Consider the following 23,100-nt stretch of genomic DNA (forward strand, 5'->3'; position numbering starts at 1 on the left):
CCGGTTCCCCAGGCTCCTGCTAGCCGGCCACCGGATACATCGTTCCCCGGCGCCCCTCCGGCGAGGTCAGCCACTGGAGCTTCTCGGCCGTGTCGGTGCCCTCCCGCGGGGTGTGCAGCGTGAGGGTGAGGTCGGGCCTGGCCGGCACGCGCAGGGAGGTGGACTCGAAGAGCAGCGGTCCGACGAGCGGGTTGTCGAGCTCCTTGTTCATCACCCCGCTCGGGGCGATGTCCTGCCGCTCCCACAGCGCGGCGAACTCGTCGCTCTCCCGCCGCGCGCGGGCCACGACCTCCTCGAAGCCGTCGTCATGCGGGCGCTCGGAGCAGGCGGCCCGGTACTGGGCCACCACCTGGGGGGCGTTCCGCTCCCAGCTGGTGGACCTGGCACGGTAGATCGGGTCGGTGAAGAACATCACCAGGCAGTTGTTGTCCGCCTCGGGACGCATGCCGAGCACGAGGGCCGACGCGTCGTTGTACCGGATGTTGTTCCAGTACGGGTCCATGATGTGCGCCGGGTACGGCATCCAGGTGTCGATGAGCCGTTGGAGCCCCTCGCACATGTCCTCACCGGCCGCGGCGGCCTCCATCGCGGGCGGGTTGAGCCCGGCCAGGACGTAGAGGTGGCGGCGCTCGGTGTTGTCGAGCCGCAGCACCCGTGCGACGGAGTCCAGCACCTGCGGCGAGACGGAGATGTCCCTGCCCTGCTCGAGCCACTGGTACCAGGAGGCGCCGACTCCGGCGAGCACGGCGACCTCCTCGCGGCGCAGGCCCGGGGTGCGCCGCCGGCCACCCGCCGGCAGGCCCGCCTCGGCCGGGGAGACCCGGGCCCGACGGCTCATCAGGAACTCGCGCAGTTCGCCGCGGCGCCGCGCCTTGGCCTGGTCGGAGACGACAGCGCCGGCGATGGACGGGACCGCCGCACCGGCGGGGGCGGCGCCGGTCGCACCGGCCGGCCCGGCGCCGGCAGCGGTCCGCCCACCGGGGCGGCCCGCGGCCGATCCTGTGCCCCTGCCCGAAGTCCGTCCGCCCCGCTCCGCAGCCGCCACTTCTCCCCCTCGGTCCCTCGGTGCCCGTCGTCCGGCCTGCCAGGTCCGCACCCCCGTTGCGGTGCCGGCTGCCTGGTGGTGCGACCACCAGCATAAGTTCCCGCTCCCCACGTTCATTCCGAGCGCACGATGCTCATGGTCATGCCGACAGAGACCCACACGGACATCGCTTCCGATGTCGCCACCGACATCATCACCACCGCAGACCTCTCCGACCTCACCGAGCTCACCGAACCCGCCGACGTCAGCAGCGAGGGCACGGTCGTCCGGGCCGCCGCCGGCCGCGGCAGCACCGCCGCACGGGGCGCGGCCGCGTCGAACCCGTCTGCGCCCCCGCTCTCCCGCCGCGACCGTCTGGTGCTGTTCGTGCTGTGCGCGGCGCAGTTCATGGTCGCGCTCGACTTCTCCGTGCTGAACGTGGCGCTGCCCGTGCTCGGACCCGACCTGGGCATGAGCCCGGCGGCGCTGCAATGGGCGGTCACCGCGTTCGCCCTGCCGTCCGCCGGGTTCCTGCTGCTCTTCGGACGGATGGGGGACCTGTTCGGGCGACGCACGCTGTTCCTTTCGGGCCTCGCCCTGTTCGGAGCGGCCTCGCTGCTGGCGACGTTCGCCTGGGACCCGGCGTCGTTCCTGAGCGGACGGGCCCTCCAGGGTCTGGGGGCCGCGGCCATCGTGCCGACCGGGATGTCGTTGTTGACCACGGCGTTCCCCGAAGGGCCGCTGCGCGAGCGGGCCCTGGGCCTCAGCGGCACCCTGCTCTCGCTCGGCTTCACCGTCGGCATGGTCGCGGGCGGCGTCCTCACCGACGCGCTGGGCTGGCGCTCCACGATGGGCCTGCTGACGCTGTTCGCGCTGATCGTGCTGCCGCTCGCGCCCGGTCTGCTGCCCGGCCCGGCACGGTCGGGTGCCGACGGCACGGCACGACCCCGGCTGGACGTGCCCGGCGCGGTGACCGTCACCGGCGGGCTGCTCTCGGTGGTCTACGCGCTGTCCACGGCCGCCGACCGCGGCTTCGGCGGCACCGATGTGATCGCCGCCCTGGTGGCCGGCGCCGTGCTGCTCACCGCGTTCGTCCGCATCGAGTCCCGCCCGCACGGTGCCGCAGGTGCCAAGGGCGCGCCCGAACCGCTGCTCTCGCTGTCGATGCTGCGGCGCCGCACGGTCGCGTTCGGCAACCTGGCCGGTCTCGTCACGTTCTCGATGATGCCGGCGCTGGTGTTCGCACTGACCCTGTACTTCCAGGAGGTGCTGCGGCTGTCCGCCTTCCAGACGGGTCTGGTCTTCGGGGTGCAGGGCGTGCTGTCGGTGCTCGCCGGCACGTTCGCGCCCCGGGTCATCGGCCGCCTGGGCGCGCACCGGGCGCTGACCGTCGCCCTGTTCAGCCAGGGGCTGCTCACCGCCACGCTGCTGTTCCTCGGCACCGGTGGCCGGTCGGTCGTGCTGGCCACGGTCGGCGTCGCACTGGCCAGCATGGGGCACCTCGGCGTCATCGTCGCCTACGGCGTGACGGTCACCTCCGGAGTGCCGGACGACCAGCAGGGCCTGGCCTCCGGCCTGGTCACGTCCACCCAGCAGATCGGCATCACGCTCGGCATCCCGCTGCTCGGCGTGCTGGCCACGACGGCGCCGGACCTGTCGGTCGGCGTGCACACGGTGGTGGGCCTGGACGCGGCGGTCGTCCTGGCGGCCGGCGTGCTGGTGGGCCTGGGACTGCGGCGGCGCGGCTGAGGCCGGCCACCCGCCCGACCGTCGGGTTGCGCCCCGGGGCGTTCCCGTGCCCGGGACCTGCGCGTGCCGGGCTTGCGTGGGTGGCGCGTGGCCCGCCCGGCGGCTTCAGCTGACGATCGCCCCCGCGCTGGCCAGGAGCTCCGGCAGCGTGCCCTCGAAGTCGGGCATGAGGCGCACGGCCAGGGCCCATGCCTCGACGTCGTCGCCGAGGTGGGTGCGCACGAGGTCCGTGACGGTCGTTCGGGCCTCGCGCAGCTCCGCGGCGACGGTGGCGTCGGCACGGCCGTCGACGGTGCGGGCGGTCTCGTCCTCGGGCCCCGTGAGTGCCGTGCCGAGGAAGGCCGTGCCGAGGAAGGCCGTGCAGGCCCGGGCGGGGGACGCGTCCCGCAGCACCTCGGCGAAGCCGACCAGGCCGGCCCGGTAGACGTCGGACAACCAGGGGCACTTGCCGCCGTGCATCGGCAGCGGAAGCTTCTTCAGCATCTCGGGCACCGTCGGCGGCCGGCTGCCCCGGCGCGGGGTGTAGTGCCGGTGCGACAGGCGCAGCTTCGCCTCACGGGCGTCCCGGGTGATCTCGGGTGGGCACTCGGCCAGTCCGGCAAGTCCGACCAGGAGCCGGTCGTGCAGTGGCCCGGTGCGGTGCGCGGCGAGCAGGAGGTCCCACGGCACCGGTGCGGGTCCGTTCTCCTCGGCCCACAGGTCGAGTGCCCGGGTCAGCTCGTCGCCCCCGGGGCCGTAGCCGTTCGCCTGGAGGAACGCCGCCTGGCCGGCCGGGCTCGCGGCCTCGGCCTGCGCGGTGCGCAGCAGGGTGAGGCCGTCGGCCGCCTCCAGTGCCCGGCCAGCCGTCTTCACGATGTCCCGGGGCAGCGGGTGCCGGCCCGGTTTGCGCCCCGGGAAGCGGGTCTCGTCCAGCAACGCCCGTACCTCGCCGGGGCCGTGCCGCTCCCACAGGCGAATCAGCATCAGCAGGTACTGGGCGTCGGTGTGGACCTTGACGCGTGGGCTGCCCAGGAGCACCCGGCACAGCAGCGGATCACCGGAGTCGCAGGCCGGCAACAGCCAGTTGCGCCGGGCGCTCTCCTTGAGGCCGTTGACAAGGGCTGCCGTGAGCGGCAGACGGTCGTCCTGGGGAGTGGCCTCTTCGGAGGCTGCGCCGGCACCTTCGGTGGGGGTGGTGTCCGGGTCGGCCCAGTGGCGGCCGGAGAGGACGTGGCGGCGCTGGGCGGCGGTGAGGTTGGTGTACAGGAAGAGCGCGGCGTTGACCTCGGGGTCGTCGTAGCGGATCAGTTCCTCGATGACGTCGGCGGGGGTCGTCCACTGGCCCGCGAGACCTGCGAGGACGGCGGCGCCGTGCGTCTGTACGAGGTGGTCGCGCAGCTCGGGGGCCGGATCGTGCCACAGCAGCAGGTACTGGATGGTGCGGGCGTCCATCTCCGCGCCGACGGCGCGTTGGGTGGCCGGATCGGCCCGGTCGAAGAGGTGCAGCCAGGCGGTTCGACCGAGCGAGTTGCCGCGCGGGGGGAATTCGGGACCCACCGGCTTGGGCCATCCCTTGCCCCGGTGTCGGGATGCTGCGTCCAGCGCGGCGTCGACGGCCTCGGACACCGTTCCGCTGAAGCGCGGCAGCAGGGTGTACAGGGCCCGCCAGGGCGCGAAGTCGGCGCCCAGCCGGGCCACCTGGGCGGCGAGGGCGGAACGCACCCGTCCGTCGTCGTGTGGCAGCCCGTCCAGGACCTTACGAGCCGGCCGGACCTCGCCCAGCACCCGCGGCACGGGGAAGGCACCCGAGGCGATCCCCGGCGGCAGGACGTCGCGCAGGGTCTCCTCCTCGGCGGAGAAGTCGACGGCCGACAGCATCGGCCAGTGCAGCGCACCGACCGGTTCCGACAGGCCCCGGTGCCAGACGAAGGCCTCGACGGCGAGTTCCTCCGGGCAGCCCTCCTGCTGCCACAGCAGGCGCAGGCCCTCGGACGAGAACCGCTTCTCGCGGTGGGCGGCGAGCAGCGCGTGCCAGTCCAGCGGCGTTCCCTCCGGCAGCGACGTGTAATGCCACTCCGTGTCGTACATCAGCTCGATCAGCTCGTGGAGCGTGGCCGGGGCGTGCTCCCGATGGCCGGAGGTGTGGCCGGTGACCGGTGGGAACGCGGTGTCCGCCGCACCCTGGCGTGCGCCGGAGCCGGTGACCGGCTGCTCGGCCGCCGCGTGCCGCGCCTCCTGGGCCACGCGGATCGCCTCGTCGAGCAGCGCCGCCGGATCGGCCGACGCACAGGCCAGCCGCACCTGCTCGGCGACCTGCCGGCACAGGGCGGGTGGTTCCGTCTGGGCCAGCACGGTCGAGCGGAGCGTCTCCACGCCCCCGTGCGCCAGGACGTTCCGGCAGGCGCGCAGCTCGTCCTCGGCGGTCCGGTCGCCCACGGTCTTGACCAGCGCGTGCCGGACCAGGTCGGGGAAGGGGCTGTGGAGCGCGGGCAGCAGGGTGGGCGCGCGGTCGTCCTCGAGCAGCTTGGCGACCAGCCCGTCCGGGTCGCGCCAGCCGGGTGCGTCGGCGGTGGCGGCCGCGCCCTGCCAGACCTTGGCGCGCTCTTCGGCGGTCCTGAGCCTGCCGGTCCAGCTGGTGAGCCCGTAGAGCGCGACGGCCAGATCCGGGTCGCCCAGCGCCGCCAGCCGGTCGTAGAGGGCGCCGCGCCGGGTGGCCGCGCCGGCGAGGACCCTGCGGAACTCCGGATCCGTCGTGTCGAAGACCTCGTCGACGAGTACCGGGGGCAGTGGCTCGTCGCTGCCCAGCAGCGCGGCGGTCTCCTCGGGTAGCCGGGTCAGGAGCGCACGGGTGAGGGCCCGGTCGGCGAGGGCGTAGGCGGCCGAGGTGACGGGCGGATCGGCGAGTTGCATACGGGACTTTCCGGGGTGGTGGTGCCGGACAGGACGTGCGGGGGCGGGGTGAACGCTATCCGGCGGGCGTCCGGCTGTCAGACCCCGCCGGTAACTTGGGAGTTGGGAACGAGGGGGACTAGGTCCTGTCGTCAAACTCCCGTCTGCCTGGCGACGCCATGCACGCACTCTCGCCGCACCTGACGCCGCCAGGCCGCCCTTCGGGCAACGACGGGAGTCTGACGACAGGACCTAGCGGGGCCCGCGCCGGTGGACGTGCGTCAGGTCCGCGGTGCCGCGCCCGGGCCCGCCCCCCGCCGAGCCGGGATCACGCGACGTGCGCAAGGAGACAAGCAGCCGATGACCACAGGTCCGACGCGGAAAGCCACCGGTCGATGACCCGGCCCCCGGCCGAAGGCCGCGCGCAGCCGCCCGCCCTCGCCGGCGCCACCGATGCGCACGTGAGGCGGCGCCCGGTCATCGACGTCACCGACCGGCGCGCCCTGCTGGCCTGCGAGGCCGGCCCCCCGGAGGTGACCGAAGCGGGCCGCCGGCTGAAGGAGGCCGCGCTGCTCGACTTCGGGGTCAAGGAGAGCGTGATCGCCTCCTGGCTGTACGCCAAGTGCCACCACCAGATCCCCACCGCCGCCGTGCCGACCGCCGCCGTGGTGGCCAGCGGCGACGGCACCTGTCTGCTGCTGTACAACCCCGCGTTCTTCGTGGAGATCGGCGCCGGCGGAGTGCGGTTCGTCCTCTTCCACGAGGCCCGCCACCTGATCCACCGGCACCTTTACGTGGCGGACGACCTGCTGGCCGACCCGGTCTTCGAGCTGGCCACGGAGGTGTCCATCAACCATGTGGCCATGGTCCGGCTCCGCCAGGGCGTGCCGACCCGCAAGGTCCCCGACGGCAAGGGCGGCACCGTGCGCGAGAAGGTCGGCGTCGACCCGCGCGACATCCACCGGCGTTACCAGGAGGATCTCGAGAAGCAGGGCCTCGACCCGCTGATGTACGACGACTTCGTCCGTACCGACCTGACGATCTACGGCGAGTTGCAGCGCATGCGCAATCCCCCGGTGCCGCCCCCGGAGCTGTGCGTGCATCTCGTTCCGGACGGCGGCAAGGGCGAGGAGACCGGAGTCAGCCGGCTGCCGATGGACGCCGAGACGGTGGCCTCGGTGGTGGACGCGGCGCTGAGCGAGACGATGCGGGCCGCGCTGCGCCGCGGCGGCCTGGCCCGGGACGAGCTGCTGGGACTGGCGGACCGCTCGGAGTCCGGCGGCGATCGGCTGACCAAGATGTGGGGCCGCCTGGGGCTGTCCGCGCTGCGCGGCCGGACGCCGAAGACCCGCCGCGTTCAGTGGTGGAAGCGCTGGCTTTCGGACACCTTCGCATCCAAGCTGCGCGAGGGCGAGCGGCTGATCTACCCGAAGAAGCAGGGCGCCGTGCTGCTGGCGCTCGGGCACGAGCCGATGCTGTCCCGGCGCGGCGCCGAGCGCACCAAGGTCGTGGTCGTCGCGCTCGACACCTCAGGGTCGATGCCGGACGAGGTCATCGACTGGGTCACCAAGCTCGTCGGCAGCACCGAGGGGGTCGAGACCCACTGGCTGAGCTTCGACGGTGTGGTGATGCCCTTCGTCCCGGGTGAGCGCGTGCTCGGTGGCGGCGGCACCGACTTCAAGAACGTCGTCGACTACGTGGAAGGCCGCCTGGAGGTGGACGGCAAGCGCTTCGAGGAGAACGCCGACGCCGTGATCATGGTGACCGACGGCTACGCCCCCGCGGTCACCCCGTCCCGTCCCGACCGCTGGATCTGGCTGATCACGGACGGTGGCGACGACTGGCCGGAGCGGCATGATCCGCCGATGTCCTGCCACCGGGTGGTCACCGGCGACGGCTGACACCGCCGGGTACCGCCCCGCCCACCGCCCTTTCCCTCACCCGCACCCCCCTTGAGCCAAGGAGACGACACCACCGTGAGCAGCGCCAGCATCAAGCAGGACGCCAGGACGGCGGTACCCGCTGACAGCGCGACGGACCCGGCGGCCGGCGCGGCGGACCCGGCGGCCGGCGCGGCGGAGCAGCTGGACGGCAGGGCGGACCCGGCGGCCGGCCGCCGGCTCTGCCAGTTCATCGACGCCATGATCGCCATGGGGCAGACCGGGCAGGTGTTCGGGGAGCACGGCATCGGGAAGACCTCGACGTTCCTCTCCCACATCCCCGAGGCCCACCCCGGCACCCAGGTGGTGGTCGTCCCGGCCGCCAACCTCACCCCGGACGACCTGCTGGTCAACGCGCCGGTGCGGGACCGGGACAGCGGCGAGCTGATGCTGACCCAGCTGATCATGCAGCAGCTCACCCCCGGCACCCCGTTCGTGCTGCTGATCGACGACTCCTTGCAGGCCGGCGAGACCATCCAGTCGCAGCTGATGCAGATCGCGTGCAACTGGACCCTGGGCGAGCACGATCTGCGCAAGCTCGGCTGCACGGGAGTCTTCCTCGCCGACAACGAATCGCTCTCCGAGACCAGCGCCCGCCGCAGCGACCTGGCGGTCCTGGACCGCATGGTCACGGTGCGGATCACCGCCAACGACACCGCCTGGCGCGCGAAGCTCGCCGAGCGCTACCCGGAGTGGAACCTGACCGGCGTCTTCCGCCTCTGGAGCGCCCTGCCCCCGCGGCTGCGGTCCGCGCTCTCCCCGCGCACCCTGCAACACGTCCTGGACTGCGCCCGCGCCGGGTTCCCGCTGAGCTGGGGGCTGCCCCTGGTGGGCGGGCATCGACTCACCCTGAGCGACGTCAAGGCGGACGGCAAGCCCGGCCCCGACCGCACGACGGAGATCCTGGACGGCATCGCCGCGGCGGTCGGCTGCGCCAACCCCGACACCGTCCCGGACCCGGTGCGACGCATCCTGCGCACCGCCGTCCGGGAGAACTGGGCGGTGCTCCTCCAGGGCCCGCCCGGCTGCGGCAAGACGGAGCTCACCAAGGCCGTCGTGCAGGAGGAGACCGGGCGTGACCCCGTCTACTTCTCGTTGCCGGTCACCAGCGTCGAGGATCTCTGCGTGCCCATCCCCACCCCGGACGGCACCTTGGACACCCTCCTCACCCGTGCCCTGGCCGGCTCCGACCCCAAGATCATCATCTGGGACGAGTACAACCGCCCCAAGGACAAGGCCACCTTCGCCAAGCTCATGGAGATCACCCAGGAGTGGACCCTGGCCGGCCGCCCCATCGAGGGCCTGACCGCCCAGGTCGCCCTCCAGAACCCGCCGTACCACCTCGGCCGCAGACTCCAGGTCAGTGGTAACAACGTCGCCCAGGCCAGCCGCTTCACCATCAGCTACGAGGTGCGCCCGGAGGACATCCCGGCCAACGAATGGCTGATCGCCACCTACGGCGAGGTCGCCGAGACCGTCCTCGAATGGTGGAAGAACGACATCGACGACGAGGGCCGCGAGTGGATCTCCAAGCGCACCCTGGAGCGCCTGATCAAACTGCATCTGTGCGGGCAGCCCCTGGAGACCGGCCTGATCTACCTGGGCGAGGGCGAGTACGCCCCCGTACCGCTCACCCAGCTCGAAGCCCGGCTGGCCGACACGGACGACCAGCCGCGCATCGGCCTGGCCGAACTGGCACAGGACGTGGCGGCATGGGAGGCCCGTCTCGCCGCCGCCACGGAGACGTCCGCCGAAGGCACCAACGACACCGACCTGGTGCACCAGATATTCGCCAACGCCGAGGTGTCCCAGCTCCAGCGGCACGCCGAGGTGGTCGCCCGGCTGCTGCGGCACCTCCCGCCCAAGCTGCGCGCCACCCATCTGGTCGGCCAGACACCGGAGCGCCAGCGCTTCTGGGTGAAGGCGCTGGCCCGCATGAGCGAGTTGGCGAACACGCCGGCGTCGTCGCGCAAGGCGGGCAAGGCGAGCACGGCGGGCAAGGCGAGCACGGCGGGCAAGGCGAACAAGGCGCGTAAGGGGTAACGGCCGGCGCACCGTGACGGCCGCGCCCCTGCGCGGCACCGCACTCGCCCCTTTCCCTTCCCCGGCGCGTCCCCTTTCCGGCGTCCCGCTTCCCCGTCCCGTCCGCGCACCCGTCCCCGTCCTCGTCCTCGTCCCCGCACCCGTCCCCGGAGCACCCCATGTCCGAGCTGGGCTTCCTCTCGGCCGCCTACCGGCTGGCCGAGCCCTCGTTCGTCCCCACCTTGGTGGCCCGGCTGCGGGAGGACACCGGCGCGCTGCTGGCGGGCGAGGCGGAGCCGCCCCGCCGGCTGGTGCGCGCGCTCCTCGACTCCGGCGACCATGACCTGCTGGAACGCCTGACCCGCTGGGCTCGAGGGTTCGGAAGCGGACGCGCCGGGATACTGCTCGGCCTCGCCCGACGCTGCGATCCCGGGCTTGCCGCCACGCTCTACTCGATGATCATGCCCTACGCATCACTGAACGAGGCGGTCGACGACATCCGAGCCGCCGTGCTCCTCAACGCCGCGGACCGACCGGACGACCCCGGCTGGCGGGAGCCGGGCGGTCTCGTTCCCGCCCTGCTCGCGACACGCGACCCTGACCTTCTCATCCCGGCGCTGCGCGCGCCGTTCCCCGAAGTCGTGCGGCACGCGCTTCGGACCCTGCTCCCCGGCGTCGATCGGCTCGACCAGTACGCGGCCTGCCGGGCGGTGCTGGCCCACGGCGGCGCGGAGCGGCTCGCCGAGCTGGCCACGCTGCCCGGACTCCGTCCCGATGTGGCGCGGGCGGCCACCGATCCACATCGCCTGACCGCCCATCACGAGCAGCCGACAGACCGGCTGATCGCACTGTTGCGGCGCCAGTCCGACTGGCGGTCCACCAGACCACGGACGCTGCCCCGTAGGGAGGCGGCGCTGCTCGGCTGGGACGCGGTCCTCGCCGCGCACCGCGAGGAGCCGCTGCCCGGCGGGGCGCTGCGCATGCTGTGGACACATGACGGTTGCCCGGCGGAGCTGATCCTCGCCGGCTATGAGCTGGCCGGCCGGCAGGTGCCGCCCGTCATGGCGAACGCGCTGCCGTGGGAGGTGCTGACCGGCGAGCGGTGGCGGGACGCCTACGATCCCACCAAGGCCCCCAGCGTGCTGACCGAGGGGGTCCTCAAGGGCTGGTTCCCCGTGGAGCGCGTCCTGGCCGAGGTGGGTTCCGCCCACTCGGTGCTCGGCATGCTGCCCCACACCCCGGCCGTCCAGGATGCGTTGGCCTCACTTGTCACCCCCCTGGGAGCGGACGCCCGTGCCTGGCGAGCGCTGCTCCAGCTGGGTCCCACATTCCTCGGCAGCTGCGCCGAGTGGGTGGCCACCGCCGTGGAACTGGCGCCCTCCCAGAGGGGCTCGGTGTGGTGGCGGGGCGGCGACACCTTCGTACGGCTCCTGGCCGCGGCTCCGACGGAGGTGCAGCATGCCCTGCTCCCCCTGCTCCACCACAACGACCTGTACCGGCTGTTCTGCGTCCACGAGATCGCCGACGAGACCCGTGACCGCGTCGTCGCCATGCTGAGCGAGGACGCCCTGCCCGGGTCGGCCCGGGATGCCGTCACCAGCGACAGCGTCCGCGACTACCTGTTCGGTCGCGACCTGCCCGAGGTCAACGCGATCCTCTTCGAGCGCTGGCAGCTTCCGCTGACCGTGCACCGTGCGCTGCTCGCGGGCCTGCCCCAGCGTCCGGGCCGCACCGAACGGCTGCCGCTGGACGAAGGCGTCGTCAGGGCGGTGGGCGGTTCAAGCACCCGCAGCAAGGCCGAGCGGCGCCCCGCGCTGCTGCGAGCCGTGGGCTGCGGAGATCCGCGCCTCGTCCGGCTGGTGCTGGGCCAGACCCCGCTGCACACCCCTGCCGCCCAGCTCACGCTGCTGATCGGGCTGTGGGAACGGCACGGGCCCGAGGAAGTACGGGCGCTGCTGGCCGACACGGACTTCCCCGGACGCACCGGCAAGACGCATCCGCTGCCGGCCCGACTGCACAAGCTGGCGCACACCGCACTGAACGCGCAGGACGGGCAGGACGCACAGGACGGGGCCGACGGGCAGGACGGGGCGGACGGGCAGGAGGCGCAGGCTGGTCTGCGGATCCTGCGCCAGCGGCTCGGAGAGGAGCTGAGCCCGGCCGGGAAGGTGACCTTCCTGCGGTCCTACGGCGCCACGTCACTCCAGCGGGCCACCAGCGGAGTCACCAGGCTCCTCGAAGAGACCGAACCCGAAGGGCTGCCCTGGGCCGAACTGGCCGCGGCGCACCGGACACGTCCGCTGCCGGAGCCGCTCCTTGCGGCCCTGAGCAGGCAGGACGACTGCCCTCCCGAACTGCTGGGCGAGGCACGCGCCGCCTGGCTGCGCATGTGCCTGAGCGGCTATGTGTCCAACGGGACCGGCCCCCACCCCGGCCTCCTCGACCTGGTCCGCTCCCACCCGCTCGAAACCCAGGACCCGATCGGCTGGCTGGCGGAGGCCGTCGAGCACCGGTTGCTCACCGCACAGGACGTGCTGCGCGAGATACGGCCCGCGGCCCACGCCGCACGGTTCCTGCTCACCCGGCCGCCGCAGCGCCGCTGGCTCCCCGCACACCGGGAGGCGCGCCGGCTGACGGCCGAGCACCTCGGTACCCACCCGGAGGCGTGGGCCATGGCCGTGACCCTCCTGCCGGACTTCGGCGGCACCGTTCCGGAACTCCTGGCCACGGCCGCTGCGGTGGTCGCCTGACCGGGCGGACGGCCCTACGGCCCTACCGGCCCGCCACCGCGTCGGGAGAGTCGGCGGGGCGGTTCTCCCGCGGCTCGACGAGTACCGTCACGATCTTGTTCCGCCGACCGGCCGCCGACTCGGCGGTGAGCCGCAGCCCGCGCCCGTCGGGAAGCTCCACCATCGCGCTCGCGCCGGCGATCGGCACCCGGCCGAGTGCCTTGGCGAGCAGGCCGCCGACGGTCTCCACGTCCTCGTCGTCGAAGGCCTCCAGGCCGTACAGCTCGCCGAGGTCGCCGATGTCGAGGCGGGCGGTGACACGGTGCCGGCCGCCGCCGAGGTCTTCCACGGGCGCCTGCTCGCGGTCGTACTCGTCGGTGATCTCGCCGACGATCTCCTCCAGGATGTCCTCGATGGTGATGATGCCCGCGGTGCCGCCGTACTCGTCGATGACGACCGCGACGTGGGTGCGCTGCTGCTGCATCTCGCGGAGCAGATCGCCGGCGTTCTTGGTGTCGGGCACGAAGAACGCCGGGCGCATCGCGGTGGAGACGGGCTCCGACTCCGCGTCGCGACTGATGTGGGTACGGCGCGCCAGGTCCTTGAGGTACACCATGCCGACGATGTCGTCCTCGCTCTCGCCGGTCACCGGGATCCGGGAGAAGCCGGAGCGCAGCGCGAGCGTGGTGGCCTGGCGGATGGTCTTGTACCGCTCGATGACGATCAGGTCGGTGCGGGGCACCATGACCTCGCGTACCAGCGTGTCGCCGAGTTCGAAGACGGAGTGCACCATGCGCCGCTCCTCGTCCTCGATCAGCGACTCCTGCTCGGCCAGGTCGACCATCGCACGCAGCTCGGCCTCGGAGGCGAACGGGCCGCGGCGGAAGCCCTTGCCGGGGGTCAGGGCGTTGCCGATGAGGATCAGCAGTGGCGGGATGGGGCCCATGATGCGCGCCAGCGGCAGCAGGACGTAGGACGCGGCGGTGGCCGTGTTCAGCGGGTGCTGGCGGCCGATGGTGCGCGGGGAGACACCCACCGCGACATAGCTGACCAGCACCATCACGCCGATCGCGACGAGCAGCGCCTGGGCGGTGGAGGAGAAGGCCCGCAGGCAGGCATAGGTGACCAGCGCTGCGGCGGCCATCTCGCAGGCGACCCGCACCAGCAGGGCCACGTTCAGATACCGGGTGGGGTCGGCGGCGACCTGGGCGAGCTTCTCGCTGCCGCGGCGACCGGAGCGTGCCGCCTCCTCGGCGCGGAAACGGGTGGTGCGGGCCAGGCCCGCCTCGGCGCAGGCCGCCAGCCAGGCGATGACGATCAGCAGGACCGCGCCGAGGATCAACTCGATACTCATGGCTGCAACAGGCCTACGAGACGGTGGGGGCGGGCGACGGGCCGCTGACGCCCTGCTCGGCGCGCCAGCCGTCCACGATGGCCGACTGGAGGCCGAACATCTCGACCTTCTCGTCCGGCTCCTCGTGGTCGTAGCCGAGCAGGTGCAGGACACCGTGCACGGTGAGCAGCTGGAGCTCCTCGTCCATGGTGTGCTGGGTGGACGCTTCCTTGGCCTGCCTGGTGGCGACCTCGGGGCAGAGCACGACATCGCCGAGCAGGCCCTGGGGCGGCTCGTCGTCGTCCTTGGACGGCGGGCGCAGCTCGTCCATCGGGAAGGACATGACGTCGGTGGGGCCCGGCAGGTCCATCCACTGCAAGTGCAGTTGCTCCATGGCGTCGGCGTCGACGACGATCACCGAGAGTTCGCTGAGCGGGTGGATGCGCATCCGGGCGAGGGCGTAGCGGGCGATGTCGAGGATCGCCCGCTCGTCGACCTCGGTGCCGGATTCGTTGTTGACGTCGATCGACATGGCTGGTGCCGTTATCCACTTTCCGTGTCTGGTCGGGCCGCGGGCCGTGACCGGCCCGCCCGTGGCCCGGGGGCCCGGCGCGCCCGCCGCTCCGTGCGGGCGTGGGCCCGCCGGGCGGCGGGCGGCCGGCTCACTTGCCGGTCCGGCCGCGGTCGGCCGTGCCGTTGCGCTGGTCGTACTCCTCGTACGCGTCGACGATACGGCCAACCAGCCGGTGCCGGACGACATCGTGCGAGGTGAGCCGGGAGAAGTGGACGTCGTCGACGCCCTCGAGGATCTCCTGGACCTGGCGCAGACCGCTCTTGGTGTTGCTGGGCAGGTCGATCTGGGTGACGTCGCCGGTGATCACGATCTTCGACTCGAAGCCGAGGCGGGTGAGGAACATCTTCATCTGCTCGGGATTCGTGTTCTGCGCCTCGTCGAGAATGATGAACGCGTCATTGAGGGTGCGTCCGCGCATGTACGCGAGGGGCGCGACCTCGATGGTCCCGGCGGCCATCAGCCGCGGGATGGAGTCGGGGTCGAGCATGTCGTGCAGCGCGTCGTAGAGCGGGCGCAGATACGGGTCGATCTTCTCGTAGAGGGTGCCCGGCAGATAGCCGAGCCGCTCGCCGGCCTCCACCGCAGGCCGGGTCAGGATGATGCGGTTGACCTGCTTGGACTGGAGGGCCTGCACCGCCTTGGCCATGGCCAGGTAGGTCTTGCCGGTGCCGGCGGGGCCGATACCGAAGACGACCGTGTGCTTGTCGATGGCGTCGACGTAGCGCTTCTGATTGAGCGTCTTGGGGCGGATGGTGCGGCCGCGCGAGGAGAGGATGTTCTGCGTCAGGACCTCGGCGGGGCTCTCCGGGATGTCGCTCTCGCCGTTCTCGCTGGCTCTGAGCATGGCGATCGAGCGTTCCACCGCGTCCTCCGTCATCGGCTGGCCGGTGCGCAGCACCAGCATCATCTCGTCGAAGAGGCGCTGTACCAGGGCTACCTCGTGGGCGTCGCCCACGGCGCTGATCTCGTTGCCCCTGACGTGTATGTCGGTGCGCGGGAACGCGTTCTCGATCACGCGCAGCAGGGCGTCTCCGGAACCCAGGACGGTCACCATGGGGTGCTTGGCCGGGACGGTGAAGTGGGCTCGTGCCTGTCCCTGTGCAGGGTCGTGAGCTGTTCGTGTCTGAGTCATGGGCCGGCTCTTGGGCCTTGCGTGTCCTCCTCCTTGAGCGCCGCCCTCGTCCGGGCGGCCCTGGCACGCTCAAGGGTACGTCGGGCCACCGACAAGACCGAGACCTTTTCCCACCCGGCTGCGGACGCGAAGTCGGGGTAACCGAATCGTGTGCGACCGGTGACGCAGGGTCCCGCCACGGACCCGCGCCGGCGCGCGGAACAGGTCTGAGGACGAAGGGAAGTGGCGTGCCGTGACCGAGCAGCAGCAGAAGCCGAGGGTGACGGACCGGTGGTGGGCGTTGGGCGCGATCGTGGTGGTGGCCTGGGTGGTCGTCGAGCTGATCGTGCAGGGCGCCGACGGCGTGGTCCCGGGCCTGATCAGCGGCGTGGTCTACGGTGCGCTGTTCACCGGCGCGCTGCTGTACCGGCGGTACACGGACGCCCGGAAGACCGGGGCGGACTCTCCCGACGACGTCCCGGTGCTCGACCGGCGCATCCGCACGGAGGACATCCCTCAGGATCCCGAGCAGCGTGCGGTGATGCGCCGGCTGGTGTGGCGGCGCCGCAAGCAGCTGCGCATGGGGCACCCCTGGGTGATCCCGGTCGTGGGCGCGCTCTTCCTCCTCACCGCCGTGCTGTGGTTCGCCGCAGGACGGTACGGCCTGGGCGCCACCTGGCTGGTCGGCGGCGCGTGCTTCGACGGGTGGCTGTACTGGCTACGCGGTCGGGAGGCGAAGCGGCTGGCCCGGGTCGAGCAACGGCTCACCGACGACCCCCGTCAGCCGGCCTGATCGCCCCCGCGCCCGGTGCACGCTCCCCCACGCCCCTGCGAGCGCCCGCACGCCTTCTCCGGCCCGCACGGCCGCAGGCTCCCCGGCGCACCGCCACGCTCCCCGCGCCCGGCCCGTGCGCTCAGCGTGCGCAGGCTGCCCCCTGCGTGCGCAGGCTGCGCTCAGCGTGCGCAGGCGCCGAAGCCGATGGTGGGGACCGCGCGCCGCAGCGGCCACGGGCGGGCCGTGGTGGGCAGCAGGGTGTCCAGGAAGGCATAACGCCGCAGGGCGGCCGGTTCCTGGTCGTCGTACTGCTGGACGTGCCGCCACCAGGCGGCGATCTCTGACCACCCGGGTGCCGACAGCGAGCCGCCGAACTCCTGCACCGACAGCGCCGCCGTCAGACCGGCGAAGGCGAGCCGGTCGGCGAGCGGCCAGCCGGCCAGGGTGGCGGTGACGAACCCCGCCACGAAGACGTCCCCGGCGCCGGTGGTGTCCATCGCCTCGACGTCGATGGCGGGCACCTCGGCGGACTCGCCGGTGCCGCCGTCGACCGCGTAGGCCCCTTCGGCGCCGAGCGTCACCACGGCCGTCGGGACCCGCTCGGCGAGCGCGTGGGCGGCGGTGCGCGGGCAGGAGGTGCGGGTGTAGCGCATGGCCTCCTGCGCGTTCGGCAGGAACGCCTCGCAGTGCGCCAGGTCGGGGAGGCTGTCGAGGTCCCAGCGTCCGGTGTCGTCCCAGCCCACATCGGCGAAGATCCGGGTGCCGCGGCGGGCCGCCTCGGCGATCCACGGCGCCGGTTCACCGGGGGTGAGCGCGGCGACTGCGGCGCGTGCGCGCGGTGGGCAGCTGGGTGCCGGTTCCTCGGGCGGTGGCTCGTGACCATGCGAGATCATCGTGCGCTCACCCTCGTAGGCCATGGAGACGGTGACGGGCGAGTGCCAGCCGGGCACGGTGCGCGACGGCGCTAGGTCGATGCCCTCGCCCTGCTCGAGGGCGTCCCAGCAGTACTCCCCGTAGTGGTCGTCGCCGAAGGCGGCGGCGAGCGAGGTGCGCAGGCCGAGACGGGCGAGCGCGGTCGCCATGTTGGCGATGCCGCCGGGGCTGGAGCCCATGCCACGCGCCCAGGACTCGGTGCCGCGCACCGGGGCGCTGTCCAGACCGGTGAAGATGATGTCGAGGAAGACGGTGCCGGTGAGGTACACGTCGATCGCGGGGTCGTCCGGGGTGCGCAGCCCGGTGAGCGGGTCGACCGGAATCGACTGCCGCAGTAGCTCTCCCTTGTCTTCCGTCACGGCTTGCTCCCTGGATGGTGCGGATCAGCTCAGTGTGCCTGATCCGCTCATCCGCGTGCCCGCCAGCCCCGGTGAGCGCCCTCGGAGAATCGGCGGGAGCCGCCCCGGGGACCGCGGCAGGGGGATGCGCCCGGACGGTCCTGCCGTCCGATGAGGTACGTTCCGGCCCATGAGGCTGACGATTCTGGGCGGCGGTGGTTTCCGCGTTCCACTGGTGTACCGGGCGCTGGCCGGCGGCGACGTATCCGAACTGACCTTGTACGACACGGATACCACCCGGCTCGGCGTGGTGCGCTCCGTCCTCGCCCAGCTGGCCGCGGACGCGCCCGAAGGCAGCCGTCTCCCTGCGGTGCGGGTCACCGAGCGGCTCGACGACGCGCTCCGGGGCGCTGACTTCGTCTTCTCGGCCATCCGGGTGGGCGGCACCGCGGGCCGGGTGCGTGACGAGCACGTACCGCTGGCCGAGGGCGTGCTGGGGCAGGAGACGGTGGGCGCCGGCGGCGTGCTGTACGGCCTGCGCACCGTGCCCGTGGCGCTGCACATCGCGGAGCGTGCGGCGGCGCTCGCACCGGACGCCTGGGTCATCAACTTCACCAACCCGGCCGGCATGGTGACCGAGGCGATGTCGGAGGTGCTGGGCGATCGGGTGATCGGCATCTGCGACTCGCCCGTGGGCCTGGTGCGCCGTGCCGCGCGGGCCGCCGGCGCCGACCCCGACCGCTTCCTCGGCGCGCCCGGCGTCTCCGACGGCTCGGGCGCCGCCGCCTCGTTCGACTACGTGGGCCTGAACCACCTCGGCTGGCTCCGCTCGCTCCACGACGGCAGCCGCGACCTGCTGCCGGCGCTGCTCGCCGACGCCGACGCGCTCGCCGGCTTCGAGGAGGGCCGGCTGTTCGGCGCCGGCTGGCTCCAGGCCCTGGGCTCGCTGCCGAACGAGTACCTGCACTACTACTACTTCCGCCGCGAGACGCTGGCCGCCGTGCAGGCCGCCGACGTCACCCGCGGCGCGTTCCTCCAGCGCCAGCAGGGCGAGTTCTTCGACACCGCCGCGCGCGAGCCGGATCGGGCCTACGAGCTGTGGGAGACGACGCGACGCGGCCGCGAGGAGACGTACATGGCGGAGAGCCGCGCGGCCAGCGGCGGTTGGCAGCGCGACACCTGCGACCTGGACGGCGGCGGCTACGACCAGGTGGCGCTCGCCCTGATGCGGGCGCTCTCGGGCACCTCCGGCGGGACGGCCGGAACGGGCAGCGCCGACGACGCGGTGGGGGCGTCGGGCCACCGCACCCGGCTGATCCTGAACGTGCGCAACGGCACCACGGTCCCCGCGCTACCGCCCGAGGCGATCATCGAGACGGTCTGCGAGGTCGGCAGGGACGGCGCGCGCCCGCTGCCCGTCGCCCCGCTGGGCGCCGCCGAACTGGGGCTGATGCTCCAGCTGAAGGCGGTGGAGCGGGCGACCATCGACGCGGCCCTCTTCAAGGACCGCACCGCGGCCCTGCGCGCCCTCGCCCTGCACCCGCTGGTCGACTCCCCCGCGGTGGCCGCCCGCATCCTGGAGCGGGCGGCGGCGGTCTGACGGCGGTCGGGCACCGTCGGCCGGCCGACACCGCACGGCGGGGCGGCCCACCGGCCCACCGGCCCACCGGCCCACCGGCCCACCGCGGGGCATGACCCGCCACCAGCACGGCGCGACCGGCTACCAGCGCGGCATCGCCGGTGACGTCCAGCCCGGCTGGGTGACCCGCATCGCGGCGGCGTCGTCGCGGTCCCGCATCGTGCCGTCGTCGTCGCGCCAGCGCCGGTGCAGCAGGGCGAGCCGGTCGCGGTCCACCTCGATGCCCAGGCCGGGCGTGTCGGTGACGGTCACCTTGCCGCCGTCGAAGGTGATCCGCTCGGTGAGCACGTCCTCGGACTGCCAGGGGTAGTGCGAGTCGCAGGCGTGGTGCAGGTTCGGCACGGTGGCGGCGACGTGGGTCATGGCGGCGAGGCTGATGCCGAGATGGGTGTTGGAGTGCATCGAGACCCCGACACCGAAGGTGCGGCAGATCGCGGCGAGCTGCTGGGTGTTGCGCAGGCCGCCCCAGTAGTGGTGGTCGGAGAGCACCACCTGCACGGCGTCCCTGGTGAACGCCTCCTTGATCTCCGCGAAGGTCGTGACGCACATGTTGGTGGCCAGCGGCACGCCGGTCGCGCCGGCGACCTCAGCCATGCCCGGGGTGCCGAGGGTGGGGTCCTCCAGGTATTCCAGGATCCCGCCGACCTCTTCGGCGACCTTCAGCGACGTCGGCACGGACCAGGCGCCGTTCGGGTCGAGACGCAGCGGGTGGCCGGGGAAGGCCTCGGCCAGTGCGCGGATCGCGGCGATCTCCTCGTCGGGCGGGAACACGCCGCCCTTGAGCTTGAACGAGGTGAACCCGTGCCGCTCGGTGAACTTCCGGGCCTGTGCGACGATCCCCGCCGGGTCCACCGCCTCGCCCCAGTCCTCCGGCTCGCTCGGCACGCCCGCGGGGTGGGCGGCGTACTTGTAGAAGAGGTAGGCGCTGTACTCGACCGCGTCACGCACCTTGCCGCCGAGCAGGGTGTGCACGGGCAGCTCGAGGGCTTTGCCGAGCGCGTCCAGGCAGGCCACCTCGAAGCCGGAGACGACCGACAGGCGCAGCTTGTCGGCGGTCTGCACGCCGCGCAGCCCGCCCACGTCGACGGCGTTCTCCACCCGGGCGGCGTCCACGGCCACCGCGTCGGCGACGGTGAACAGCCCGTTCAGATCGTTCACCTGCCGCCCCGCGAGCCGCTCGGCGAACGGCTCCGCCAGCTCCAGGTACTTGGCGTCGCCGTAGGTCTCGCCGAAGCCCGAGACGCCGCCGGCGGTGACCACCTCGATGATCAACCGCGGTGTGTAGGGCTGGTGGACGCCCTGCGTGTTGAGCAGTGGCGGATCGGCGACGAGGATCGGCGTCAGACGCACCTCGGCGATGGTCAGGTCACGGCTCACGGTGGGGACTCCTCGGCGTCATCGGCCCTGCCATGGACATCTACGTAGGACATCTACGTATGAAGATGAAGGTTACGTACGCGAACCAAAGGTCGTCAACGGCCCCCGGCGCCGGCGGATCACCGCCGCACGGGCGCCGTTACGATCGCCCCATGCGCGAGACAGGGGACGCGACCGCCACGGGCGGGGGCGGGGTGCGGGAGGTGAAGTCCGCGGCGCGCACCGTCGATCTGCTGGAGGTGCTGGCCGCACGCGGCGACCGCCCGGCCCGGTTGCAGGAACTCGCGGACGGGCTCGGCGTGCCGCGCAGCTCCATGTACGCGCTGCTCCAGACCCTCATCGCACGCGGCTGGGTACGCACGGACGTGACCGGGTCGCTCTACGGCATCGGCATCCACGCGCTGCTCACCGGCACCGGCTACCTCGACTCCGACCCGCGGGTGCGGGCCGTCCGCCCGTATCTCGACGAGGCGTCCGACGCGGTCGGCGAGACCATCCACCTGGGCCGGCTCGACGGCTTGAACGTCGCGTACCTGGCCACCCGCGAGTCGCACGAGTACCTGCGCACCATCAGCCGGGTGGGGCGGCGGCTACCCGCGCACGTGGGCGCACTCGGCAAGGCGCTGCTCGCGGAACGGGACGACGGCGCACTGCCCGATGGCCCCTACGAGCGGCACACGCCCCACACGCTCACCGATCGGGACGCGCTCGTGGCGGACCTCGCCGCGACGCGGCGGCGCGGGTACGCGGTGGACCGCGAGGAGGGCGTGCTCGGGATCGTCGGGTTCGGGTTCGCCCTGCGGTACGACCGGCCGGCGCAGGACGCGATCAGTTGCTCGGTACCGGTCTCCCGGCTCACGCCGCGGCACGAGGAGCAGATCATCGAGGTGATGCGCGGCGTGCGCGACCGGATCGAGTCGGCGGCACCGGGCGGCCGCACCGAGCCCCAGTGGCGGTGAGCCGGACGGAACGGGCCCGAGCAGTCGGGGGTCCGCCCCTCACTGCCCCCTCACCGACCCCTCATCGACACTTCACCGACGCTTCGGCACGGGGATGCGCATCAGGTCCTCCGCCACCGTCAACTCACCCGCGTAGCCGGCCGCCCGGGCGTCCCGGGTGAAGGCGGTGGGGTCGGTGTAGCGCTGGCTGAAGTGGGTGAGGACCAGATGGCGAACGCCCGCGTCACGGGCCACCCGAGCGGCCTGCCCCGCCGTCAGATGCCCGTACTCCTCGGCGAGCGCCTCGTCCTCGTCGAGGAACGTCGACTCGATGACCAGCAGATCGCACCCGTCCGCCAGCGCATACACCGCATCGCAGAGGCGCGTGTCCATGACGAACGCGAACCGCTGCCCGCGCCGTGTCTCGCTCACCTCGTCCAGCGTCACCCCGCGCAGCTCCCCGACGCGCTGGAGCCGGCCGATGTCAGGGCCCTCGATGCCGTGCGCGGCGAGTTCGGCGGGCAGCATGCGGCGTCCGTCGGGCTCCACGAGGCGGTAGCCGAACGCCTCGACGGGATGGGAGAGACGGCGGGTCTCGAGGCGGTACGCGGCGGTGTCGGCGAGCACGCCGTCCCCGCCCGCCGGGACCTCGGTCAGGGGCACCGTCTCGCGGTACGCCGTGGCGTACCGCAGCCGTTCGAAGAAGCGCCGGCCGCTGGCCGGGTAGTGCGCCACGATCTCGTGCGGCACCCGGTCCAGGTTGATGCGTTGGATCACCCCGGCGAGCCCGAGCGAGTGGTCGCCGTGGAAGTGCGTGACGCACAGCCGGTGCAGGTCGTGTGCGGCGACCCCGGCGCGCAGCATCTGGCGCTGGGTGCCCTCGCCGGGGTCGAAGAGGATGCCCTGGCCGTCCCAGCGCAGCAGATAACCGTTGTGGTTGCGCTGCCGGGTCGGGACCTGGCTGGCGGTGCCGAGCACCACCACTTCACGTACGGACACGGCATCCCGCCCCGGCTACCCCGGCCACTCGCCTATCCCGGCGGCCACTGGAGGCCGCGGCCGCCCAGGACGTGCGCGTGGGTGTGGAAGACCGTCTGGCCGGCGCCGGCGCCGGTGTTGAAGACGATGCGGTACCCGCTGCCGTCGACCTTGTCCTCCGCGGCGACCTCGGCGGCCTCGCGCAGTATGTCGGCGGCGATCTGCGGCTCGGCGGCGGCGAGCGAGGCCGCGTCCGGATAGTGCACGCGCGGGATGACGAGGACGTGGGTGGGCGCCTGGGGGTTGATGTCGCGGAACGCGACGGTGGTCGCGGTCTCCCGGACGACGGTCGCCGGCACCTCCCCCGCGACGATCTTGCAGAACAAACAGTCCGCCTGCCGCTCTCCGGCCACTTGCCACGCCTCCTAGACGAGCGTTTCCTTCTCGTACCGGTCGGCCCTGTCGGGCCGTTGGTCACGCGTACGGCATGCTATCGGCCCTACGTCGTTCTTCGGGCCGGTCCTACGGCTGCGGGGTCGCGGCCGGATCCCACCCACCGGCTCGGTGGTCCCGCCCCGGACACGACCGAAGCCCCCCTCCGGCCGGTGACGACCCGACGGCCTCGTCGCGGCTTGTCGCGCAGTTCCCCGCGCCCCTTATCAGGCGCCTTCGGCGCTGTAGGGGCGCGGGGAACTGCGCGACCAACCCACCACCGGCCGGTGGCCCGAACACGACAGAAACAGCCCCCTCAGACCGGTGACGACCCGACCGC

The 23,100-nt window shown here is 72.8% G+C and carries 16 protein-coding genes; 7 read left to right on the top strand and 9 right to left on the bottom strand.

Annotated elements, in window-relative coordinates:
• Window positions 1-19: 19 nt before the first annotated feature.
• Window positions 20-838 carry a helix-turn-helix transcriptional regulator gene (locus tag NQO67_RS21090; protein ID WP_255951890.1) on the bottom strand — a complete coding sequence of 273 codons (819 nt, stop codon included), beginning with the start codon at window positions 836-838 and terminating at the stop codon, window positions 20-22.
• A gap of 348 nt (window positions 839-1,186) precedes the next feature.
• On the opposite strand from NQO67_RS21090, the gene NQO67_RS21095 reads away from it, so the two are divergent.
• Complete coding sequence (locus tag NQO67_RS21095) at window positions 1,187-2,773, top strand: MFS transporter (protein ID WP_255951662.1); 1,587 nt, start codon at window positions 1,187-1,189, stop codon at window positions 2,771-2,773.
• A 105-nt stretch (window positions 2,774-2,878) separates the two neighbouring features.
• Here the strand turns inward: NQO67_RS21095 and NQO67_RS21100 are convergent, their stop codons facing one another.
• Window positions 2,879-5,662, bottom strand: coding sequence for a hypothetical protein (locus NQO67_RS21100; protein WP_255951663.1), 2,784 nt, complete (start codon window positions 5,660-5,662; stop codon window positions 2,879-2,881).
• A 374-nt stretch (window positions 5,663-6,036) separates the two neighbouring features.
• On the opposite strand from NQO67_RS21100, the gene NQO67_RS21105 reads away from it, so the two are divergent.
• The 3 genes from NQO67_RS21105 (at window position 6,037) to NQO67_RS21115 (ending at window position 12,353) form a co-directional block, all read left to right on the top strand.
• Window positions 6,037-7,542 carry a vWA domain-containing protein gene (locus NQO67_RS21105; protein WP_255951664.1) on the top strand — a complete coding sequence of 502 codons (1,506 nt, stop codon included), beginning with the start codon at window positions 6,037-6,039 and terminating at the stop codon, window positions 7,540-7,542.
• Window positions 7,543-7,782: 240 nt separating this feature from the next.
• Window positions 7,783-9,624, top strand: a complete 1,842-nt coding sequence (locus NQO67_RS21110) for an ATP-binding protein (RefSeq protein WP_255951891.1) — start codon at window positions 7,783-7,785, stop codon at window positions 9,622-9,624.
• A gap of 158 nt (window positions 9,625-9,782) precedes the next feature.
• Complete coding sequence (locus NQO67_RS21115; protein ID WP_255951665.1) at window positions 9,783-12,353, top strand: hypothetical protein; 2,571 nt, start codon at window positions 9,783-9,785, stop codon at window positions 12,351-12,353.
• Window positions 12,354-12,375: 22 nt separating this feature from the next.
• Here NQO67_RS21115 and NQO67_RS21120 read toward each other — a convergent pair whose 3' ends face one another.
• The 3 genes from NQO67_RS21120 to NQO67_RS21130 all read right to left on the bottom strand — a co-directional run bounded on the left by NQO67_RS21120 (window position 12,376) and on the right by NQO67_RS21130 (window position 15,371).
• Window positions 12,376-13,686: a hemolysin family protein gene (locus NQO67_RS21120; RefSeq protein ID WP_255951666.1), complete on the bottom strand. Its 1,311-nt coding sequence runs from the start codon at window positions 13,684-13,686 to the stop codon at window positions 12,376-12,378.
• A gap of 13 nt (window positions 13,687-13,699) precedes the next feature.
• Window positions 13,700-14,197, bottom strand: coding sequence for an rRNA maturation RNase YbeY (gene ybeY / locus NQO67_RS21125; RefSeq protein ID WP_255951668.1), 498 nt, complete (start codon window positions 14,195-14,197; stop codon window positions 13,700-13,702).
• Window positions 14,198-14,327: 130 nt separating this feature from the next.
• The gene (locus NQO67_RS21130; protein ID WP_255951669.1) at window positions 14,328-15,371 is read right to left on the bottom strand and encodes a PhoH family protein; all 1,044 of its coding nucleotides are present in this window, start codon (window positions 15,369-15,371) and stop codon (window positions 14,328-14,330) included.
• Between the two features lie 232 nt (window positions 15,372-15,603).
• On the opposite strand from NQO67_RS21130, the gene NQO67_RS21135 reads away from it, so the two are divergent.
• Window positions 15,604-16,143 (top strand): hypothetical protein, encoded by a 540-nt coding sequence (locus tag NQO67_RS21135; RefSeq protein WP_255951670.1) that lies wholly within the window; start codon window positions 15,604-15,606, stop codon window positions 16,141-16,143.
• Window positions 16,144-16,304: 161 nt separating this feature from the next.
• Here the strand turns inward: NQO67_RS21135 and NQO67_RS21140 are convergent, their stop codons facing one another.
• A complete protein-coding gene (locus NQO67_RS21140; protein WP_255951671.1) occupies window positions 16,305-17,417 on the bottom strand; it encodes a carbohydrate kinase family protein in 1,113 nt (370 codons plus the stop codon).
• Window positions 17,418-17,586: 169 nt separating this feature from the next.
• Here NQO67_RS21140 and NQO67_RS21145 point away from each other — a divergent pair, with 169 nt between their 5' ends.
• A complete protein-coding gene (locus NQO67_RS21145) occupies window positions 17,587-18,996 on the top strand; it encodes a family 4 glycosyl hydrolase (protein ID WP_255951672.1) in 1,410 nt (469 codons plus the stop codon).
• Between the two features lie 120 nt (window positions 18,997-19,116).
• On the opposite strand, the gene NQO67_RS21150 is transcribed toward NQO67_RS21145, so the two are convergent.
• Entirely contained in the window at window positions 19,117-20,412 is a 1,296-nt protein-coding gene (locus NQO67_RS21150; protein ID WP_255951673.1) for a glucarate dehydratase family protein, read from the bottom strand.
• Window positions 20,413-20,564: 152 nt separating this feature from the next.
• Here NQO67_RS21150 and NQO67_RS21155 point away from each other — a divergent pair, with 152 nt between their 5' ends.
• On the top strand, window positions 20,565-21,371 hold the full coding sequence (locus tag NQO67_RS21155; RefSeq protein ID WP_255951674.1) for an IclR family transcriptional regulator: 807 nt from the start codon (window positions 20,565-20,567) through the stop codon (window positions 21,369-21,371).
• A gap of 72 nt (window positions 21,372-21,443) precedes the next feature.
• On the opposite strand, the gene NQO67_RS21160 is transcribed toward NQO67_RS21155, so the two are convergent.
• Both NQO67_RS21160 and NQO67_RS21165 read right to left on the bottom strand, forming a co-directional pair.
• Window positions 21,444-22,349 (bottom strand): ribonuclease Z, encoded by a 906-nt coding sequence (locus tag NQO67_RS21160; protein WP_255951675.1) that lies wholly within the window; start codon window positions 22,347-22,349, stop codon window positions 21,444-21,446.
• A gap of 32 nt (window positions 22,350-22,381) precedes the next feature.
• Window positions 22,382-22,741 carry a histidine triad nucleotide-binding protein gene (locus NQO67_RS21165; protein ID WP_255951676.1) on the bottom strand — a complete coding sequence of 120 codons (360 nt, stop codon included), beginning with the start codon at window positions 22,739-22,741 and terminating at the stop codon, window positions 22,382-22,384.
• Window positions 22,742-23,100: the final 359 nt, after the last annotated feature.

The sequence above is a fragment of the Streptomyces odontomachi genome, from assembly GCF_024435355.1.
GTDB lineage: Bacteria > Actinomycetota > Actinomycetes > Streptomycetales > Streptomycetaceae > Streptomyces > Streptomyces odontomachi.